The sequence below is a fragment of the Pseudomonas tritici genome, from assembly GCF_014268275.3.
Classification (GTDB): domain Bacteria; phylum Pseudomonadota; class Gammaproteobacteria; order Pseudomonadales; family Pseudomonadaceae; genus Aquipseudomonas; species Aquipseudomonas tritici.
Map to the genome: position 1 here is coordinate 5,228,602 of NZ_CP077084.1, position 18,910 is coordinate 5,247,511.

Here is an 18,910-nt window from a genome sequence, read left to right on the forward strand (position 1 = left end):
AAAGGCTACTCGAAAGAGTGGCCTTTTTTGTGCCTGTCAGTTTTTTGATTGTCGGACAAAAATTCAAGCCTATCGCACACTTATCGTACTTGGCGGCGGCTCAGTGGATTAATTCACACTTATTTGACCGATACATCCATTAACGGTTGACACCCCGCCGCTGGGCTGTAGAATGCCGCCCACAGACGCGGGATGGAGCAGTCTGGTAGCTCGTCGGGCTCATAACCCGAAGGTCGTCGGTTCAAATCCGGCTCCCGCAACCAAACATCAAAAAAGGCTACTCGAAAGAGTGGCCTTTTTTGTATCCGGTGAAAAAGTTCTTCTGAAACAATGGCATGGCATCTTTCATGAAACCGTACACGGTTTGTAGAGTCCATCTCATTGCGAGCTATGCTCAATGCTCAGTGCTCCCCTCTACGACCAATGGCCGCTGTCGCCGCCCCCGGTGATACGCGTTAATATTTGTAATTATTTTGTCCATAGGGATTGGTAACTTGGCTGGATACCTCCATCCTGTCGCGCACAATCCACGAGGTGATTGATGCGCGCCAACTCGTCTGAACCACAAGACACTGTTACAGCAGAACAACCGATCCCTCCCGCTCGTTTGCGTTGGCTGGATCTGGTGAGCAAATACCGGCAACCCATCGGGCTGGCCGTCACACTATTGCTGTTCGCCATCGCGTTGATCGCCTGCCGACACCTGCTGCTGGAACTGGATCTTTACGCCCTCCACGATTCGATCCTGGAAGTGCCCAGGCCCGCCCTGCTCGGTGCGTTTGCCGCAGGTGTCGCCGGCTTCGTCATTCTATTAGGCTACGAATTTTCCGGCGCGCGCTACGCGGGGGTACAACTGCCCGCCAAGACCCTGGCCTTGGGCGGCTTTACCGCGTTTGCCATCGGCAATGCGATTGGCCTGTCCATGCTCTCGGGCGGTTCGGTGCGTTATCGTTTATATGCGCGCCATGGCATCGGGGCTTCAGAAGTGGCGCACATGACCGTGTTCGCCAGCCTGGCCCTGGGCTGCGCCCTGCCGCCGCTGGCGGCACTGGCCACCTTGAGTAACTTGCCGGCGGCCTCCACTTATTTGCATCTGTCGCAAGGGTTGCTGGGCGGCATTGCCGGCGCCGTGTTGCTGTTGTCGGCCGCGCTGTGCATCGGCATTTATCGCCGTCGCCTGCCGGAGCAACCCTACCCGGATAACCTGCTGGTAAAAGCTGGCCGCCGTACCCTGCGTCTGCCGGGCCGGCGTTTGACCTTCCTGCAACTGATCATCACCGCACTGGACGTCGCCGCCGCTGCCACCGTCCTTTATCTGTTGTTGCCGGAAGCGCCGCCCTTCGGCCCCTTCCTGTTGGTGTACCTGCTGGCCCTGGCAGCCGGCGTACTCAGTCATGTACCGGGCGGGGTTGGCGTATTCGAAGCGATTCTGCTCGCCGCCTTCGCCGACAAACTGGGCGCCGCGCCATTGGCCGCGGCCCTGCTGCTGTACCGCATGATCTACGTGGTGCTGCCGCTGTTGATTGCCTGTGTGTTCCTGCTGGTCAACGAAGCGCAGCGTCTGTTCCAGACCCAGCAAAGCCTGCGGGTCGCCTCGGGGCTGGCAGCGCCAGTACTGGCCGTACTGGTTTTTTTGTCCGGCGTGGTCCTGCTGTTTTCTGGCGCCACGCCCGAAATCGACTCACGCCTGGAAAACATCGGCTTCCTGATTCCCCACCGCCTGATTGACGCCTCGCACTTTGGCGCCAGCCTGATCGGCGTGCTGTGCCTGTTGCTGGCCCAGGGCCTGCGTCGACGCTTGTCAGCCGCCTGGATGCTGACCATGGTGCTGCTGCTGACCGGTGCGTTGCTCTCGCTGCTCAAGGGTTTCGACTGGGAAGAAGCCAGCTTGATGACCATGACCGCGATCCTGCTGGCGATTTTCCGACGCTCGTTCTACCGCGCCAGCCGCCTCACCGAGCTGCCCTTCTCGCCGCTGTACCTGGTGGCAAGCGTGTGCGTGCTGGGGGCTTCGATCTGGCTGCTGCTGTTCGCTTATCAAGACGTGCCGTACAGCCACCAGTTGTGGTGGCAGTTCACCCTGGACGCCAACGCGCCCCGTGGTTTGCGCTCGCTGTTGGGCGCCGCCGTCCTGCTGGTGATCGTGTCCCTGACCTGGCTGTTACGCACCGCGCGCCCGGTGATCCACCTGCCGACGCCCGACGAGCTCGAGCGCGCCAGCAAGATCCTGATGGCCTCGTCCCAACCCGACGGCGGCCTGGCGCTCACCGGCGACAAGGCGCTGCTGTTCCATCCCAATGATGAAGCTTTCCTCATGTACGCCCGTCGCGGGCGCAGCCTGGTAGCCTTGTACGACCCGATCGGCCCGACCCAGCCACGCGCCGAGATGATCTGGCAGTTCCGCGACCTGTGCGACATCCATCACGCGCGCCCAGTGTTCTATCAAGTGCGCGCAGAGAACCTGCCGTACTACATGGACATCGGCCTTACCGCGATCAAACTGGGTGAAGAAGCCCGCGTCGACCTGAAACGCTTTGACCTGGAAGCCAAGGGCAAAGAGATGAAGGACCTGCGCTATACCTGGAACCGTGGCACCCGCGACGGCCTGTCCCTGGAGATCTTTGAACCGGGCACGGCACCGATGGACGCGCTCAAAGTGATCTCGGATGCCTGGCTGACCGGCAAGAACGTACGGGAAAAAGGCTTTTCCCTGGGACGCTTCAGCGACGACTACCTCAAGCACTTTCGCATCGCGATCATTCGCTTCGAAGGGAACCCGGTGGCCTTCGCCAACTTGCTCGAGACCTACAACCACGATCTGGCCAGTCTCGACCTGATGCGCGCCCACCCTGACGCACCCAAGCTGACCATGGAATTCATGATGGTCGGCCTGATTCAACATTATAAGAGTCACGGCTACGCCCGCTTCAGCCTCGGCATGGTGCCGTTGTCGGGCCTGCAGCCACGCCGCGGCGCGCCGTTGACCCAACGCCTGGGTTCGATGGTGTTCCGCCGTGGCGAGCAACTGTATAACTTCCAAGGTTTGCGCCGCTTCAAAGACAAGTTCCAGCCTGACTGGGAACCCCGTTACATGGCCGTGCCCGCAGGACTTGATCCGCTGGTGGCACTGGCCGATACCGCCGCCCTGATCGCGGGCGGCTTGACTGGATTGGTGAAACGCTGATGATTCGACGTTCCTGGCGGTATGTATTGGCCTCTGTAGTGCTGCTCGCCTTGATCGCAGGCGGCGGCTTTTGGTACTGGAACCGCCCTGCCCCGCAGCCGACCCTGGAGCAACTGCCCCAGGCCGATGGCTCGGTGATGACCCGCGTGACGCCCAATGGCACGCCGAAAGCCCGTGTGGCCGTGGCCGTAATGGCCGACGAAATCCTGACCGACAGCCAACTGATCGCTCTGAGCCAGGGCGGCAAGGCGCAGATTGTTCAGGTGATCTTGCCCAAGGATGACTGCAAGCTGCAGGAACAAGCGCTGCAAAGCGCCCTGGGCCAGCTCAAGGGCCCGGCCACTCTGGTCAGTGGCATCGGCCCAGGCGCAGCCCTCGCCTGGCGCTGGCTGGCGACCCAGAATGACGACAAGGCCAATGCCATCTCCGTCGGCTTCGCTTTGGTGCAGGAAGGTTGCAAGGACCCACTGCCGAAAACCGCCGCGCACGGCAATTGGTTGGTGGCCTGGAACGACAACCCTGACGATGAAAGCGCCAGTTTCGTACGCGATACACCGCGCGCCACCACCAGCATCAGCGACTACGACATTCACTACCCGCAAGTGCTGAACAACGAGCTGCGCAAGCAACTGGTGGGCTCGGACAACGGCGGTCTGGCGATTCCGGTGGTTGAAGTGCCGGCCGGTCAGGCAAAGGACACCGTCACCCTGTTCCTCTCCGGTGATGGCGGCTGGCGTGACCTGGACCGCGACGTGGCCGGCGAAATGGCCAAGATCGGCTACCCCGTCGTCGGCATCGACACCCTGCGCTACTACTGGCAGCACAAGACCCCGGAACAAAGCGCCAAGGACCTCACCGAGCTGATGCAACACTACCGTCAGAAGTGGGGCACCAAGCGCTTCGTACTGACCGGTTATTCATTCGGTGCCGATGTATTGCCGGCCATCTACAACCGTATGCCGGAAAACGAACAGCAGCGGGTCGATGCGATTATCTTGCTGGCTTTCGCACGCACCGGCAGCTTTGAAATCGAAGTGGAAGGTTGGCTGGGTAACGCCGGTAAAGAGGCCGCTACGGGCCCGGAAATGGCCAAGCTGCCGCCGGAGAAAGTGGTGTGCATCTACGGTGCGGAAGAAGTCGATGAGAGCGGCTGCACAGACAAGACTGCCGTGGGTGAAGCGCTGAAGCTGCCAGGTGGGCATCACTTCGATGAGAACTACCCGGCGCTGGCCAAGCGCTTGGTGGATATCATTGTGAAGCACCAGGCCAAGGATAAAGCCGAGTAACTTCAGGCTGTACACGGATTAAAAATGTGGGAGCGGCGGTTCGCCGCTCCCACATTTGCTTTAGGGTGAGACCGATATTTAGCGCGGTTCGATGTGCGCAATCATCAACTGCACGGTTTCATTCCCACGAAACTCGTTCACATCCAGCTTGTAGGCCAACTCCACCCAACGCACGGTCGGGTTAGGCCAAACCTCACGGTCGACCCCAAACGCAATGCCATCGAGTTTCACCGAGCCGCATTCGCTCTTGAGCACCACTTTCAGGTGCCGCTCCCCCACGACACGCTGCTCCACTAACTGAAACACGCCATGGAACAACGGCTCGGGAAAGTGTTGCCCCCACGGGCCGGCATGCCGTAAGGCCCGCGCCAGCTCCAGGTGAAACTCTTCTACCGCCAGGGTACCGTCGGTCAACAACCTGCCGGTCAGGTCTTCCTCACACAGTTGCCGGCGCACTTCAGCATCAAATGCTTCGGCAAACAGTGGGAAATTCGACTCGGGCAATGTCAGCCCCGCCGCCATGGCGTGGCCGCCGTATTTGGCGATCAGGTTGGGATGCTGGCTTGCGACCACTGCCAGGGCATCACGGATGTGAAAACCCTGCACGGAGCGCCCTGAGCCCTTGAGCAGGCCGTCACCGGCGTCTGCAAAGGCGATGGTCGGGCGGAAGTAACGCTCTTTCATGCGCGACGCGAGAATCCCGATCACGCCTTGGTGCCACTCCGGGTCGAACAGGCACAACCCGTAAGGCATCGACTCCACCGGCAAATCTTTCAGTTGGGCCAGGGCCTCGCGCTGCATGCCTTGCTCGATGGATTTGCGGTCCTGGTTCATGCCGTCCAGTTGCGCCGCCATTTCCCGTGCGGCGGCGAAGTCGCTGGTGAGCAGGCATTCGATACCCAGGCTCATATCATCCAGGCGCCCAGCGGCGTTCAGGCGCGGCCCGAGGATAAAGCCCAGGTCGGTCGAGGTGATGCGTGCAGCGTCGCGCTTGGCCACCTCCAGGATCGCCTTGATCCCCGGCCGTGCGCGACCTGCACGGATACGCTCAAGGCCCTGATGCACCAGGATGCGGTTGTTGGCATCCAGGGGCACCACGTCGGCAACGCTGCCCAGCGCGACCAGGTCGAGCAGCTCGCCGATGTTCGGCTGCGGCGTGTTCTCGTACCACCCCAAACTGCGCAGGCGCGCACGCAAGGCCATCAGCACATAAAAGATCACGCCCACGCCGGCCAGGGCCTTGCTCGGGAACTCACAGCCCGGCTGGTTCGGGTTGACGATGGCATCCGCAGCCGGCAATTCGTCGCCGGGCAAATGGTGGTCGGTCACCAGCACCTTCAACCCCGCGGCTTTGGCGGCTGCCACGCCTTCGACACTGGAGATGCCGTTGTCCACGGTGATCAGCAACTGCGGTTCGCGCTGCAGGGCCACGGCGACGATTTCCGGGGTCAGGCCGTAGCCGTATTCGAAACGGTTGGGCACCAGATAGTCGACATGCGCCGCTCCGAGCAAACGCAGGCCCAAGGTACCCACGGTGCTGGCAGTGGCGCCATCCGCGTCGAAGTCACCGACGATCAGGATGCGCTGGCGTTGCTCCAGCGCCGTCACCAGCAAGTCCACGGCCGCGTCGATGCCCTTGAGGTGCTGGTAAGGGATCAACCGCGCCAGGCTTTTATCCAGTTCGGCTTCCGACTGCACCCCGCGTGCGGCGTAGAGACGGGTCAACAGCGGTGGCAAATCTCCGAGGAACGGCAGGATAGCGGGCAATGGGCGAGGATCGATACGCATGGGGTGACGGAGACTTCTCTGCAATACAACGGTTAAACAGGAATTTTGAAAACAACACACTTCAAATGTGGGAGCTGGCTTGCCTGCGATGGGATCACCACGGGGTGACTGTTACACCGAGGCGCCTGCATCGCAGGCAAGCCAGTTCCCACATTATCAGCCGCGTTCGCCGACCAGCCATTGCAGTTGCACTTCATGCTGGCCACGGTCGTCGGTGACGAAGATCGTGCCTTCGCTGATCATCACGTCCCACTTGATAACACGGGGCATGTCTTTGGCCAGTACTTCGAGGATTTCCTGGGGCACGGCGGCGATGTGTACGTTTTTCAGGTTATTCGCCACCGGCACCACCTTGCCTTCCCATACACGCAGGCTGCCGTAGGCCAGCAGGCTGGTACGTTCGGTGCGGCGCGAGCACCAGGTCAAGCGGTCGGCATCGGGCTGGCCGACTTCGATCCAGTGCAAAACCCGATCATCCAGGCTTTTTTCCCACAGGGCTGGCTCGTCTACATCTGACAGCCCACGACCGAACGCCAGTTGCTCGTTGTAAAACAGGGCGTAGGCCAACAGACGCACGGTCATGCGCTCTTCGGTTTCCGAAGGGTGGCGGGCGATGGTCTGTTTGACGCTCTCGTACACCGAACGATCGAGGTCAGTAAGGTTGAGTTCGAATTTGTAGGTCGTGGACGGCTGGGCCATGAACGGACTTCTAGAGACAGGGAAAGGCGGCCAGTCTAACCGATGGCGGGGTCATTCAACGAATCCTGCGCTGCATCATCCTTATCCCTGGGCCGCCCGCCTATGTTAAAAGGCATCACACCACCGCCCTGCGCAGACAAGGATCCTCATGTCGTTTAATGCCAAACCGCTTGCCGGCCTGAAAGTTATCGAACTCGGCACCCTGATCGCCGGCCCGTTCGCCTCACGTATCTGCGCCGAATTCGGCGCCGAGGTGATCAAGGTCGAATCGCCGGACGGCGGCGACCCGCTGCGCAAGTGGCGCAAGCTGTACGAGGGCACGTCGTTGTGGTGGTTTGTGCAGGCGCGCAATAAGCAGTCGCTGACGCTGAACCTCAAGCACCCGGACGGCCTGGCCATCCTCAAGCAGTTGCTGGCGGACGCCGATATCCTGATCGAGAACTTCCGCCCCGGCGTGCTGGAGAAGCTCGGCCTGAACTGGGAAACCCTGCACGCACTCAACCCCAAGCTGGTGATGGTGCGTCTCTCCGGCTTTGGCCAGACCGGCCCGATGAAAGACCAGCCTGGGTTTGGCGCGGTGGGCGAATCCATGGGCGGCCTGCGCTATATCACCGGCTTCGAAGACCGCCCACCGGTGCGTACCGGCATTTCCATCGGCGACTCGATTGCTGCGCTGTGGGCGGTGATCGGCGCGCTGATGGCGCTGCGTCATCGTGAAGTCAACGGCGGCGTGGGCCAGGTGGTCGATGTAGCGCTGTATGAAGCCATCTTCGCGATGATGGAAAGCATGATCCCGGAGTTCGATGTGTTCGGCTTTATTCGCGAACGCACCGGCAACATCATGCCCGGTATTACGCCGTCCTCGATCCACACCAGCGCGGACGGCAAGCATGTACAGATTGGCGCCAACGGCGATGCGATCTTCAAGCGCTTTATGTCGGCTATTGGCCGTGAAGATTTGGCCAACGATCCTGAGTTAACCAGCAATGACGGACGCGATGGCCGCCGTGATGAGCTGTATGGCGTCATTGATCGCTGGGTGAATTCGCTGCCACTGGATGAAGTGGTCGCAATATTGAATAAAGCCGAAGTGCCTGCCAGTCGAATCTACAGTGCCGAGGACATGCTCGGCGATCCGCAATTCCTCGCCCGGGAGATGTTCCTCAAGGCCCAGCTTCCCGACGGCAAGGACTTCAAGATGCCCGGCATCGTGCCCAAGTTGTCGGACACGCCAGGCAGCTGCGAATGGGTCGGGCCGCAGCTGGGTGAACATAACAACGTGCTACTCAATAAACTGGGATACGACAGCGCGGCCATTACTCGCTTGCGTGAGGATGGCGCGATTTGATGGTTTACCATGCTCGGCGCCGGCTACTGCAACTCTGTCTTGTCTGCGCGATAGCGAGCGAATGGCCGCTGTCCGCCCACGCAGAAGAAACACTGACCTGGCTGCTGCGCGACTTACCACCGGTCACCATCTTTGAGGGGCCGCAGAAGGGCCAAGGGGTGCTGGACAAGTTATTGCCCATACTCAGCGAGCGCCTGCCGGAGTATCGGCACCAGGTGATGCACGTCAATCGTGCCCGGGGTATTCAGATGCTGCGCGACCCCACTGTCCTGACGTGCGACCCGTCGCTGCTGTGGACGGAGGAACGAGCCAAGTACGTTGTATTTTCCGCCCAGGCATTCGTCTCGGTGAGTAATGGGGTGACCCTGCGACGCATCCAGCAGGAAGAACTGGCCCCCTTTATTGGTGAGGGCCAATTCGACCTGCACGCTTTTCTTGGCTCCCATAGAGCACGTATAGGCGCAACCGCCGAACGTAGCTACGGCCCGCTGATCGATGAACAGCTCAAGGGTGCCGACCCTCACACACTGGCACTCCATTACGGCAATGACGCCCTGGGCAGCCTGCTGCAAATGCAGCGCCTGGGCCGGCTGGAAGCCGTTCTGGGTTACGCGCCGGAGATCCGCTATCACGCCATGCAACAAGGCATTGCCCCTGAAGACCTGATGTTCTACCCCATCAAGGGTTCAGCGCCCTACCAGCATACGCATATCGGTTGCTCGGCCACGCCTGAAGGTCGCCTGGCCATACAGCGAATTGACCAGGCCTTGCGCGATATCCCACAGGAACAGCTACAGCAAGCCTACGCCGAGTGGCTGGACCCGGTCATGCGCGAACACTATCTACAGGACAACCCGAGCTTTTTCCTGGATTCACCTGAACCCTGACAAATCGCAGGCAAAAAGAAACCCCGAAGCATGGGGAGACACTTCGGGGTTAAACGTGGCCTACAAAGACCAGTACAGCAAGGCACAAACACCGGAGCACAATGCCTGCTCTTGCTGTTACGAACTCTGACCGGCCACCTTGTAGGAAGTTTCCACATTTAAACAATTCTTCATGCAACGGCAGCGCCACGGGTCTGGGCGGCGTTGCGCATGGCCGCAATGACTGAGGGTTCCACGCGCCCCTCGGCAATCTTTATGTCGCGCAACAGGCAATCCACTACATCCACCAGCACGCGCTTATCCATCAATTGCGCGCGATCGACTTCACGCTCGACCACGATAGCGCCAGCAGGATTCTTCACCGTCACCAGGCACTCGCCCTGCACACCAGAGGTGGTCAGCGTAACCTGATAAGGGCTCAGTGCTTCTTCGAGCAATAGGCTGATACTTTCCATCTCGATCACCACTCAATAGTTCGGGAACAATCGTTTCAACGGGAGCTGCATCTATCCTAAGTGACTGTTTGTGACGTAGGAAAGTTCGCTTTATCGTCTTTATGGGGCCGTCAGGGGGTGACGGATTCCAGCATGCGCTTGCAACATGACAACGAAAAAACGGCCGCACATAACTGCTTACGCAATGGGTGGCTGATTTGGGGGTTGCCGGGGGCTGAGGCTGGTGGTGAATCCTATACTCGTTGAGCGCGGTCACGCTGCTACCCAGGTAAAAGCGCATGTCAAAAGGCCCTTATTGCGAAGGATGAAGATGATGGCGGAACACAATGAACAGCAAACATCGACAGACAGAATGCACGCCGAGGTCTCACGTATTTTTGCTGAAATCGCACGTATGAACGCAGAGCAGAACAAACTCAACAAAGAATCCCTGAAGATAACCTGTGAGACTTTCTGGTACCCGGTGGGTATCGCGACAGGGTTCTATGCCGCCGTAGGCACCGTCATAGTCGTCGCGCAGAAACTATTCTCGTAACACTAGACCGGGCCTGCCAGAAACAAAAACGCCGCTGACCCAAGGAAGGGAAAGCGGCGTTTTTGCCTGCACGGTTTGCCTTACAACGGCTTACCACGATTGCCATGCTGGCTGACAAACGCCTGCACAGCCTTCAGGTCATTGGCCAATACGGTGCAACGCTCTTCGCGCTTGAACAGGTCAGCCAAGTGCACCGGCAATTCCAGCGCCTTGCCAACGCCGGCCTTCTCCACCGCTTCCGGGAATTTCACCGGGTGCGCGGTGCCCAGGATCACCATCGGGATATCCAGGCTGCGACGGCATTCGCGGGCGGCCTTCACACCAATGGCAGTGTGCGGGTCGAGCAGCTCGCCGGTCTGGGCATAGACTTCTGCGATGGTTTCGCAGGTCTGCGCATCGTCCACAGCCAGGGAGTCGAAGAGCTTGCGGGTTTCGGTCCAGCGCTCTTCGTCAACGCTGAAACCGCCGCCGCTCTTGAAGGTGTCCATCAAGCCCGCGATGGCCGCACCGTTGCGACCGTGCATGTCGAACAGCAGGCGCTCGAAGTTCGAAGAAACCATGATGTCCATCGACGGCGACAGCGTGGCGTGCAGGGTTTCCTTGACGTACTGGTTGCCGCTCATGAAGCGGTGCAGGATGTCGTTGCGATTGGTGGCGACGATCAACTGGTTGATCGGCAGGCCCATGTTGCGTGCCAGGTAACCGGCAAAAATGTCGCCGAAGTTGCCGGTCGGCACCGAGAACGACACCGAACGCGCCGGGCCGCCCAACTGCAGGGAGGCGTGGAAGTAGTAGACGATCTGGGCCATGATCCGCGCCCAGTTGATCGAGTTCACTGCCACCAGACGCGTGCCTTTCAGGAAGCTCTGGTCAGCAAAGCTGTTCTTGACCATTTCCTGGCAGTCATCGAAGTTGCCTTCAATGGCGATGTTGTGGATGTTCTCACCAAAAATGGTGGTCATCTGGCGACGCTGCACTTCCGACACGCGCTTGTGCGGGTGCAGGATGAAGATGTCGACGTTTTCGCAGTGCTTACAGCCTTCGATGGCGGCCGAGCCGGTGTCACCGGAGGTAGCGCCGATAATCACCACGCGTTCGCCGCGCTTCTCCAACACGTAATCGAGCAGACGACCCAGCAGTTGCAGGGCAAAGTCCTTGAACGCCAGCGTCGGGCCGTGGAACAGCTCCAGTACCCATTCGTTGCCGTTCAGCTGACGCAACGGGGCGATGGCGCTGTGGGAAAACACGCCGTACGTCTCTTCCAGAATCTTTTTAAAGTCCGCATCCGGAATGCTGCCGGTGACGAACGGGCGCATCACCCGGAACGCCAGCTCGTGGTACGGCAGGCCGGCCCAGGAAGCGATTTCTTCCTGGGTGAAGCGTGGCAGGTTTTCCGGCACGTACAGGCCGCCGTCAGTGGCAAGGCCTGCCAGCAAAACGTCTTCGAAATTCAGGGCCGGTGCTTGGCCGCGGGTGCTGATGTAGCGCATGACTGGCTCCTCTAAAACATTCTTGACCAGAGGCCGCCGACTGCACGGGGCCCCCGGAACATATCGGTTAGTTCAAGTGCTCAACGCGGATCCGGACTACCGGGCCAACCACGCCTTGCAAGGCTTCTAGGGCGGCGATCGCGTCGTTCATGTGCTGTTCGAGCACCCGGTGGGTCAGCAGGATCATCGGCACCTGGCCGTTTTGCTCCTCGACTTCCTTCTGCATGATCGACTCGATGTTGATCCCGCGCTCCGACAGGATGCTGGCGACCTGGGCCAACACGCCCGGATGGTCCTGGGCCTGGATACGCAGGTAGTAGGCACTTTCGCAGGCTTCGATCGGCAGGATCGGGTGGGCCGACAGCGAGTCCGGCTGGAAGGCCAGGTGAGGCACGCGGTTCTCCGGGTCGCTGGTCATGGCGCGGACCACGTCCACCAGGTCGGCGATCACCGACGAAGCCGTTGGCTCCATGCCGGCGCCGGCGCCGTAGAACAGGGTCGAACCGGCGGCGTCACCGTTGACCATCACAGCGTTCATCACGCCATTGACGTTGGCGATCAGGCGATCGGCCGGGATCAGCGTCGGGTGCACACGCAGCTCGATACCGGCCGACGTGCTGCGCGCTACGCCCAGGTGCTTGATGCGGTAGCCCAGGGCTTCGGCGTAGTTCACGTCAGCAGTGGTCAGCTTGGTGATGCCTTCGGTGTAGGCCTTGTCGAACTGCAGCGGGATACCAAAGGCGATGGACGCCAGGATGGTCAGCTTGTGTGCTGCGTCGATACCTTCCACATCAAAGGTCGGGTCGGCTTCGGCGTAACCCAGGGCCTGGGCTTCGGCCAGCACGTCTTCGAAGGTACGGCCCTTCTCGCGCATTTCGGTGAGGATGAAGTTACCGGTGCCGTTGATGATGCCGGCGACCCAATTGATGCGGTTGGCGGACAGGCCTTCACGGATTGCCTTGATCACCGGGATGCCACCGGCCACAGCGGCTTCGAACGCAACGATCACGCCCTTTTCACGCGCCTTGGCGAAGATCTCGTTGCCGTGCACGGCGATCAGCGCCTTGTTGGCGGTGACCACGTGCTTGCCGTTCTCGATGGCCTTGAGCACCAGCTCGCGGGCCACGGTGTAGCCGCCGACCAGCTCGATGACGATATCGATTTCAGGGTTGGTGGCAACGGCGAAGACATCGTTGGTAATCGCAATACCGGTCGTTTCGAACTGAGGCTTCGGCGAACGCGTGGCAATTTGCGCCACTTCAATCCCACGGCCTGCGCGGCGGGAAATTTCCTCAGCGTTACGCTGAAGTACGTTAAAGGTGCCGCCACCGACGGTCCCTAACCCACAGATGCCTACTTTGACCGGTTTCACTGAAGAACTCCCCATGAAACGGCCGACGCGAGGTCGGCCGTGGAAAACAGCCGCATAACTGCGGCTTTCAATTAATGGCCCGCCGACTTATCCACGGGCCATGATCGTCAAAGGTTCGACGATGCTGGTTTATTTGGCACTCAGCGCCAGTTTGGCAACTTGTGGCGCCGGCTGGTAGCCCGGAATCACTTGGCCGTCAGCCAAAACGATGGCCGGTGTACCGTTCACGCCGATGGACTGGCCCAGCGCGAACTGCTTGGAAACCGGGTTGGCGCACTTGGCGGCCTTGATTTCCTTGCCATCGACCATCTTGTCCATGGCCGCTTTTTTGTCGGCCGAGCACCATACGGCTTGCAACTGCTCGTCACCCGGCGAACCCAGGCCCTGGCGCGGGAACGCTACATAGCGCACTTCCACGCCCAGCTTGTTCAGCGCAGGCACTTCAGCGTGCAACTTATGGCAGTACGGGCACGTGGTGTCGGTGAACACCGTGATGTGGGTCTTGGTCTCGCCGATCGCCGGGTAGACCACGGTTTCAGCCACAGGGATGCCATTGATCAGCTTGGACACGCCCAGGCGCTCGGCTTTCTCGGTCAGGTTGACCGGTTTGCCGTCCTTCAATTGGAACAGGTAACCCTGGACGATGTACTGGCCGTCGGCACTGGCGTACAGCACGCGGCTGCCCTTGAGCTTGACTTCGTACAGGCCGGCCATCGGGCTGGCACTGATACTTTCGATCGGGGTGTCGAGCTGCAGGTTGGCCAGGCTCTTGCGGATGGTCTGCTCGGCGGCGTCGTCGGCGACAACAAAGGTGGAAACCAACGCAATGGCTGCGGCGGCAATAATCTGGGTCAAGCGCATGGGAACTCCTGAAGGCAGATGCAGGGACGGGGGCAAGACATGGGTCTGTTAATACAGGTCTGAGCCGTCCCCTTTGCTAACCGGCAAAGCCTACCACAGTTGGGCCGCAGGGCAGCCCGCGGCGGAATAAATTGGCGGTTTTCAGCCTCTCGGGTGGTGCTTGGCGTGCATTTCCTGCAAACGCGCGCGCGCCACGTGGGTGTAGATCTGGGTGGTGGATAAGTCGCTGTGGCCGAGCAGCATTTGCACCACGCGCAAATCCGCACCGTGGTTGAGCAAATGGGTGGCGAAGGCATGGCGCAACGTGTGGGGCGACAGGGACTTGCTGATCCCGGCGACCTTGGCCTGATGCTTGATGCGGTGCCAGAAGGTCTGGCGGGTCATCTGCTCACCGCGCAGGCTGGGGAACAACACATCACTGGGGCGTCCGCCAAGCAGTTCGCCGCGGGCATCACGCATATAGCGCTCGACCCACACTATTGCCTCCTCCCCCATCGGTACCAACCGCTCCTTACTGCCCTTGCCCATCACCCGCAATACACCCTGGCGCAGGTTCACTTGTTCCAGGGTCAGGCTGATCAACTCGGTGACCCGCAGGCCGCACGCGTACAGAACCTCGAGCATGGCGCGGTCGCGCTGGCCGATGGCTTCACTGAGATCGGGAGCAGCAAGCAAAGCCTCCACGTCGCTTTCCGACAAAGACTTAGGAAGAGGCCTACCTAATTGTGGCATGTCGACTTGTAGAGTCGGATCGACTGCGATCAGCTTTTCGCGCAGCAAATAGCGATAAAAGCCACGCACGCCGGAGAGAAATCTCGCAGTGGAACGTGGCTTGTAGTGTTGCTCCAGACGCCAGGCCAAGTGATCGAGGATCAGCTCACGTCCAGCATTGATCAGCTCGAGGTTTTTCTCCTGCAGCCAACCGTTGAACAGGGCCAGGTCACTGCGGTAAGCCTGGCGCGTGTTGTCCGACAGGCCTTTTTCCAGCCAAAGGGCGTCGAGAAAACGGTCGATAAGGGGGTGGTCAATGGCGGGCATGGGCACTCAAGCGACGCGGCACGGGGCTTTGCGGCAATTAATTAGTGAACTGTGATTAGGGTCACTAGTCTTTCATAGCCCGCTACTTCAAGGAACAGGGAGCTTTAATGAACGAACAACAGATTTTGTTGGCCTTTGGCGGCATTGGTGTGGCCGCACTCGGCTGCCAATGGCTGGCCTGGCGCCTGAAACTGCCAGCAATTCTGTTTCTTTTGCTGAGCGGGATTCTGGCCGGACCGGTACTGGGCTGGCTCGACCCGCAAGAAATGTTCGGCCCCTTGCTGATGCCACTTGTGTCGTTGGCGGTGGCGCTGATCCTGTTTGAGGGCAGCCTGACGCTGCACCTATCGGAATGGAAGGAGATTGGCAGCGTGGTCCACCGCCTGGTGACCCTCGGCGCGCTTTCGACCTGGGCGGTGATCACGCTGGCAACCCACTGGCTGCTGGGTTTCGACTGGATGCTGGCCCTGCTGTTCGGCACGCTGACGCTGGTGACGGGCCCCACGGTGATCGTCCCGATGCTACGCGTGGTGCGCCCCAAAGCCTCCATCGCCAACATCCTGCGCTGGGAAGGTATCGTCATAGACCCGATTGGCGCACTGCTGGCCGTGGTGGTCTACAGCTTCATCATCAGCCGCGCCTCCGGAGATGGCTTGAGCCATAGCCTGCTGACTTTCGGCGGCGTGATTGCCTGCGGTAGCCTGTTCGGGGTTGCCGGCGGCTGGCTGCTGGGGCAGATCATGCGGCGACAGTGGTTGCCGGAATACCTGCACAACCTGGCGACCCTGGCCGGGGTGCTGGGCGTGTTCATCGCCGCCAATGAAGTCATGCACGAGTCCGGCCTGTTGGCGGTGACGCTGATGGGCATGTGGATGGCCAACATGAAAGGCGTGGATGTGCGACACATCCTGCACTTCAAGGAAAACCTCAGCGTACTGCTGATTTCCGGTCTGTTTATCCTGCTGGCGGCGCGCCTGGACCTGAATGCCTTGATTGCCCTGGGGCCCTTCGTCCTGATCCTGTTGCTGATCATTCAGTTTATTGCCCGCCCCCTCAATGTCGCGCTGTCGACCGTTGGTTCGAAGCTGAACTGGCGAGAACGTGCGCTGCTGGCGTGGATCGCCCCACGCGGCATTGTGGCCGCAGCGGTGTCGGCGATATTTGCGATTCGCCTGGATGAAGCCGGTCACGAAGGTGCATTGCTGCTGGTGCCGCTGACCTTTGCGGTAATTATCGGCACCGTGGTGCTGCAAAGCGCCACCGCCCGCCCCCTGGCCCGCCTGCTGAAAGTCGCCGAGCCTGCGCCCAGTGGCTTTCTGATCGTCGGTGCAAATGGCCCGGCGCGCATCCTGGGCAAGGCCCTGCAGCAACTGGGCAGCCGCGTGCTGTTGACCGACTCCAGCTGGGAGAACATCCGCGCCAGCCGTATGGAGGGGCTACCAACCTACTTCGGCAACCCGGCCTCGCAGCATGCCGAATCGCACCTGGACCTGGTGGGGCTCGGACATTTGCTGGCACTGTCGCCCTCGGGCGAACTGAACACGCTGGCCGCCATGCGCTTTCGCCACGACTTCGGGCATCGCCTGTTTACCTTGACCAGCAGCCAGGAGAGCCGTCGCACGGACAAGCACCGGGCCAGCCATGAACACCGCGGGCACTTGCTGGGCAGCCAACCCTTGAGTTATTCCAAGCTCGCCAGCCTGCTGGGGCAAGGCGCCGAGCTGTACACCACCCACCTGACCGATGGGTTTGGCTGGAACGACTATCAGGCACTGCATGGTGAACGGGCGATCCTGTTGTTTGCCCGTGACAACAGTGGCTGGGTGCATGTGGTAACACCAGAGAGCGGCTTGAAACCAGTGGCGGGGTGGGCGTTATTGGCAGTCATCCAGCCAGGGCAGTCCTAGCCACAACTGCCACCCTGCGATCCGCACAAATCGCAGGCACAAAAAAGCAGCCCGTAGGCTGCTTTTTTCTGCATCGGGAAGCTGGGCTTAAGCCAGTTTTTCCTTGATGCGAGCTGCTTTACCGGACAGGTCACGCAGGTAGTACAGCTTGGCTTTACGTACGTCACCGCGACGCTTGACGGCCATGCTGTCGATTTGCGGGCTGTAGGTCTGGAAAGTACGCTCTACGCCAACACCGTTGGAGATTTTACGAACAGTGAAAGCACTGTTCACACCACGGTTACGCTTGGCAATTACCACGCCTTCGAACGCTTGCAGACGCGAACGGTCGCCTTCCTTCACTTTCACCTGAACGACAATAGTGTCGCCCGGGGCAAAGGTAGGGATCTCTTTGGTCATCTGCTCTGCTTCGAGTGCAAGGATGATTTTGTTAGTCATGCTGTGCTCCTAAGGTAAGTCAATGGACCTACCATCGATACGTTGTTAACTATCGTCCCGCGCGAGGATGTATTCCTCGAGCAGCTTCTTCTCTTCTCCAGAAAGCGAGCGGCTATCCAGAAGATCGGCGCGTCGTTCATAGGTCCGACCAAGGGACTGCTGTAAACGCCAACGCCGGATGTGTGCGTGATTGCCACTTAGCAATACGTCGGGAACACGCTGATCCGCATACACCTCCGGTCGGGTGTAGTGCGGGCAATCCAGCAAACCATCCGTGAAGGAATCTTCCTCCGCGGAGTCCGCATGCCCTAAAGCTCCAGGCAGCAGTCGTGTAACCGCATCTATCAGGACCATCGCCGGCAGCTCGCCGCCAGACAGGACATAGTCCCCAATCGACCACTCTTCATCGACATGAGCTTCAATAAAACGCTCGTCAATGCCTTCATAGCGACCGGCAATCAGGATCAGTGCTTCCTCATTCGCCAGTTCGCGGACCCCTGCCTGTTTCAGCTGACGGCCTTGAGGGGACAGGTAAATTACCTTCGCCTTCTCCCCGGCGGCGGCCTTGGCCTGAGCCAACGCGTCTTCCAGGGGCTTGATCTTCATCACCATGCCCGGGCCACCGCCAAATGGGCGGTCATCCACAGTGTGATGTCGATCCGTCGTGTAGTCTCGCGGGTTCCAACAGGTAAGCTGCAACAGCCCCTGTTTCACCGCCCGACTGGTGATGCCGTACTCGCTGATAGCGGAAAACATCTCGGGAAACAAACTGATCACTTCAATGCGCAGATTAGCCACGCTTAGAAGTCCGCATCCCATTCCACCTTCATCTCGCCCGCGGCCAGATCGATGGCCAACACGCATTGCTCTGTATAGGGCAACAAGCGTTCGCGATCATCCAGGCTGCCAGCGCAAGGCTTGACCACCATTACATCATTGGCGCCGGTTTCCAGAAGATGATCGATTTTCCCGAACAATTGCCCGAGTTGATCAATAACCTTCAGACCTTCCAGCTGGTACCAGTAGTACTCGCCGTCGGTCAATTCAGGGAACAGGTTGCGCGGCACGCAGATCTCATAACCGGCCAGAAGACGAGCTTCTTCACGGTCATCAAGACCCTTGAGCTTTGCGACCAGGAACTTATCGCTCCCGCGTCCACTGACCAGCTCGACCTGTTTCACACTACCTTCGCGCTTGAGCGTCCAGGTTTTGTACTGCAACAGGTTTTCAGTCGGATCAGTAAAGGAATACACCTTCACTTCGCCGCGAACGCCATGAACAGAGTAAATCTTGCCGATAACGATCAAATCATCAGCAACAGCTGGCGTCGCGTTCATATTGCTCAGGCTGCGGCCTTAGCCGAGTCCTTCAACAACTTTGCAACGCGCTCGGATGGCTGTGCACCCACGCTCAGCCAGTAGGCTACGCGCTCTTGGTTCACGGACAGACGAACTTCTTGACCACGAGCAACAGGGTTGAAGAAACCAACCTGTTCCTTGTGCGAACCGTCGCGCGGGTTGCGGCTGTCGGTTACGGTCAAGTGGTAAAACGGGCGCTTTTTGGAGCCGCCAAGGGCAAGACGGATTGTTAGCATGTGAACATCGTTCCTGTAGTCGGTGCTG

General features: G+C 59.8%; 17 protein-coding genes and 1 tRNA gene. 7 read left to right on the forward strand and 11 right to left on the reverse strand.

All coding sequences use genetic code 11. The features are described 5' to 3' along the window. Positions 1-186 precede the first annotated feature (186 nt). From HU722_RS23835 to HU722_RS23845, 3 genes are all read left to right on the forward strand, one after another. A tRNA-Met gene (locus HU722_RS23835) sits at positions 187-263 on the forward strand. A 278-nt stretch (positions 264-541) separates the two neighbouring features. Continuing rightward, entirely contained in the window at positions 542-3,184 is a 2,643-nt protein-coding gene (mprF, locus tag HU722_RS23840; protein WP_065874575.1) for a bifunctional lysylphosphatidylglycerol flippase/synthetase MprF, read from the forward strand. Then, entirely contained in the window at positions 3,184-4,470 is a 1,287-nt protein-coding gene (locus HU722_RS23845; RefSeq protein ID WP_065874574.1) for a virulence factor family protein, read from the forward strand. Before mprF ends, HU722_RS23845 begins: the two co-directional genes overlap by 1 nt. Positions 4,471-4,548: 78 nt before the next feature. Here HU722_RS23845 and recJ read toward each other — a convergent pair whose 3' ends face one another. Both recJ and HU722_RS23855 read right to left on the reverse strand, forming a co-directional pair. Further along, positions 4,549-6,258: a single-stranded-DNA-specific exonuclease RecJ gene (gene recJ / locus HU722_RS23850; RefSeq protein WP_065874573.1), complete on the reverse strand. Its 1,710-nt coding sequence runs from the start codon at positions 6,256-6,258 to the stop codon at positions 4,549-4,551. 156 nt (positions 6,259-6,414) lie between these two features. Beyond that, positions 6,415-6,957 (reverse strand): YaeQ family protein, encoded by a 543-nt coding sequence (locus tag HU722_RS23855; RefSeq protein WP_032890801.1) that lies wholly within the window; start codon positions 6,955-6,957, stop codon positions 6,415-6,417. A 148-nt stretch (positions 6,958-7,105) separates the two neighbouring features. Between HU722_RS23855 and HU722_RS23860 the strand changes: the two genes are divergently transcribed. Both HU722_RS23860 and HU722_RS23865 read left to right on the forward strand, forming a co-directional pair. After that, positions 7,106-8,305, forward strand: a complete 1,200-nt coding sequence (locus HU722_RS23860) for a CaiB/BaiF CoA transferase family protein (RefSeq protein ID WP_065874572.1) — start codon at positions 7,106-7,108, stop codon at positions 8,303-8,305. Continuing rightward, positions 8,305-9,192, forward strand: coding sequence for a TIGR02285 family protein (locus HU722_RS23865; RefSeq protein WP_065889952.1), 888 nt, complete (start codon positions 8,305-8,307; stop codon positions 9,190-9,192). Before HU722_RS23860 ends, HU722_RS23865 begins: the two co-directional genes overlap by 1 nt. A 170-nt stretch (positions 9,193-9,362) precedes the next feature. Here HU722_RS23865 and HU722_RS23870 read toward each other — a convergent pair whose 3' ends face one another. Beyond that, on the reverse strand, positions 9,363-9,647 hold the full coding sequence (locus HU722_RS23870; protein WP_065889953.1) for a DUF3509 domain-containing protein: 285 nt from the start codon (positions 9,645-9,647) through the stop codon (positions 9,363-9,365). Between the two features lie 313 nt (positions 9,648-9,960). On the opposite strand from HU722_RS23870, the gene HU722_RS23875 reads away from it, so the two are divergent. Continuing rightward, on the forward strand, positions 9,961-10,182 hold the full coding sequence (locus HU722_RS23875) for a hypothetical protein (protein WP_049711681.1): 222 nt from the start codon (positions 9,961-9,963) through the stop codon (positions 10,180-10,182). A gap of 80 nt (positions 10,183-10,262) precedes the next feature. On the opposite strand, the gene thrC is transcribed toward HU722_RS23875, so the two are convergent. From thrC to xerD, 4 genes are all read right to left on the reverse strand, one after another. Then, on the reverse strand, positions 10,263-11,672 hold the full coding sequence (gene thrC / locus HU722_RS23880; protein WP_065889955.1) for a threonine synthase: 1,410 nt from the start codon (positions 11,670-11,672) through the stop codon (positions 10,263-10,265). A gap of 67 nt (positions 11,673-11,739) precedes the next feature. Continuing rightward, complete coding sequence (locus tag HU722_RS23885) at positions 11,740-13,044, reverse strand: homoserine dehydrogenase (protein ID WP_065889956.1); 1,305 nt, start codon at positions 13,042-13,044, stop codon at positions 11,740-11,742. Positions 13,045-13,173: 129 nt separating this feature from the next. After that, positions 13,174-13,905, reverse strand: coding sequence for a thioredoxin fold domain-containing protein (locus HU722_RS23890; protein WP_064053737.1), 732 nt, complete (start codon positions 13,903-13,905; stop codon positions 13,174-13,176). A gap of 141 nt (positions 13,906-14,046) precedes the next feature. Then, positions 14,047-14,943 carry a site-specific tyrosine recombinase XerD gene (gene xerD, locus HU722_RS23895; RefSeq protein WP_065874567.1) on the reverse strand — a complete coding sequence of 299 codons (897 nt, stop codon included), beginning with the start codon at positions 14,941-14,943 and terminating at the stop codon, positions 14,047-14,049. 107 nt (positions 14,944-15,050) lie between these two features. On the opposite strand from xerD, the gene HU722_RS23900 reads away from it, so the two are divergent. Further along, complete coding sequence (locus tag HU722_RS23900) at positions 15,051-16,850, forward strand: cation:proton antiporter (protein WP_065874566.1); 1,800 nt, start codon at positions 15,051-15,053, stop codon at positions 16,848-16,850. 87 nt (positions 16,851-16,937) lie between these two features. On the opposite strand, the gene rplS is transcribed toward HU722_RS23900, so the two are convergent. Genes rplS through rpsP form a run of 4 tightly spaced genes read right to left on the reverse strand, consistent with a single transcriptional unit; the run spans position 16,938 to position 18,882 of the window. Then, a complete protein-coding gene (rplS, locus tag HU722_RS23905; RefSeq protein WP_003175895.1) occupies positions 16,938-17,288 on the reverse strand; it encodes a 50S ribosomal protein L19 in 351 nt (116 codons plus the stop codon). 45 nt (positions 17,289-17,333) lie between these two features. Beyond that, complete coding sequence (gene trmD / locus HU722_RS23910; RefSeq protein WP_175403014.1) at positions 17,334-18,107, reverse strand: tRNA (guanosine(37)-N1)-methyltransferase TrmD; 774 nt, start codon at positions 18,105-18,107, stop codon at positions 17,334-17,336. After that, positions 18,089-18,625 carry a ribosome maturation factor RimM gene (rimM, locus tag HU722_RS23915; RefSeq protein WP_049711676.1) on the reverse strand — a complete coding sequence of 179 codons (537 nt, stop codon included), beginning with the start codon at positions 18,623-18,625 and terminating at the stop codon, positions 18,089-18,091. The genes trmD and rimM overlap by 19 nt, the downstream gene beginning before the upstream one ends. Before the next feature lie 5 nt (positions 18,626-18,630). Next, a complete protein-coding gene (rpsP, locus tag HU722_RS23920) occupies positions 18,631-18,882 on the reverse strand; it encodes a 30S ribosomal protein S16 (protein ID WP_003175899.1) in 252 nt (83 codons plus the stop codon). Positions 18,883-18,910: the final 28 nt, after the last annotated feature.

What these genes read in the sequence shown, in the direction of transcription:
- mprF (WP_065874575.1), top strand. Translation starts at nt 542, where the DNA reads ATGCGCGCCAACTCGTCTGAACCACAAGACACTGTTACAGCAGAACAA.
- HU722_RS23845 (WP_065874574.1), top strand. Translation starts at nt 3,184, where the DNA reads ATGATTCGACGTTCCTGGCGGTATGTATTGGCCTCTGTAGTGCTGCTC.
- recJ (WP_065874573.1), bottom strand. Translation starts at nt 6,258, where the DNA reads ATGCGTATCGATCCTCGCCCATTGCCCGCTATCCTGCCGTTCCTCGGA.
- HU722_RS23855 (WP_032890801.1), bottom strand. Translation starts at nt 6,957, where the DNA reads ATGGCCCAGCCGTCCACGACCTACAAATTCGAACTCAACCTTACTGAC.
- HU722_RS23860 (WP_065874572.1), top strand. Translation starts at nt 7,106, where the DNA reads ATGTCGTTTAATGCCAAACCGCTTGCCGGCCTGAAAGTTATCGAACTC.
- HU722_RS23865 (WP_065889952.1), top strand. Translation starts at nt 8,305, where the DNA reads ATGGTTTACCATGCTCGGCGCCGGCTACTGCAACTCTGTCTTGTCTGC.
- HU722_RS23870 (WP_065889953.1), bottom strand. Translation starts at nt 9,647, where the DNA reads ATGGAAAGTATCAGCCTATTGCTCGAAGAAGCACTGAGCCCTTATCAG.
- HU722_RS23875 (WP_049711681.1), top strand. Translation starts at nt 9,961, where the DNA reads ATGGCGGAACACAATGAACAGCAAACATCGACAGACAGAATGCACGCC.
- thrC (WP_065889955.1), bottom strand. Translation starts at nt 11,672, where the DNA reads ATGCGCTACATCAGCACCCGCGGCCAAGCACCGGCCCTGAATTTCGAA.
- HU722_RS23890 (WP_064053737.1), bottom strand. Translation starts at nt 13,905, where the DNA reads ATGCGCTTGACCCAGATTATTGCCGCCGCAGCCATTGCGTTGGTTTCC.
- xerD (WP_065874567.1), bottom strand. Translation starts at nt 14,943, where the DNA reads ATGCCCGCCATTGACCACCCCCTTATCGACCGTTTTCTCGACGCCCTT.
- HU722_RS23900 (WP_065874566.1), top strand. Translation starts at nt 15,051, where the DNA reads ATGAACGAACAACAGATTTTGTTGGCCTTTGGCGGCATTGGTGTGGCC.
- rplS (WP_003175895.1), bottom strand. Translation starts at nt 17,288, where the DNA reads ATGACTAACAAAATCATCCTTGCACTCGAAGCAGAGCAGATGACCAAA.
- trmD (WP_175403014.1), bottom strand. Translation starts at nt 18,107, where the DNA reads ATGGGATGCGGACTTCTAAGCGTGGCTAATCTGCGCATTGAAGTGATC.
- rimM (WP_049711676.1), bottom strand. Translation starts at nt 18,625, where the DNA reads ATGAACGCGACGCCAGCTGTTGCTGATGATTTGATCGTTATCGGCAAG.
- rpsP (WP_003175899.1), bottom strand. Translation starts at nt 18,882, where the DNA reads ATGCTAACAATCCGTCTTGCCCTTGGCGGCTCCAAAAAGCGCCCGTTT.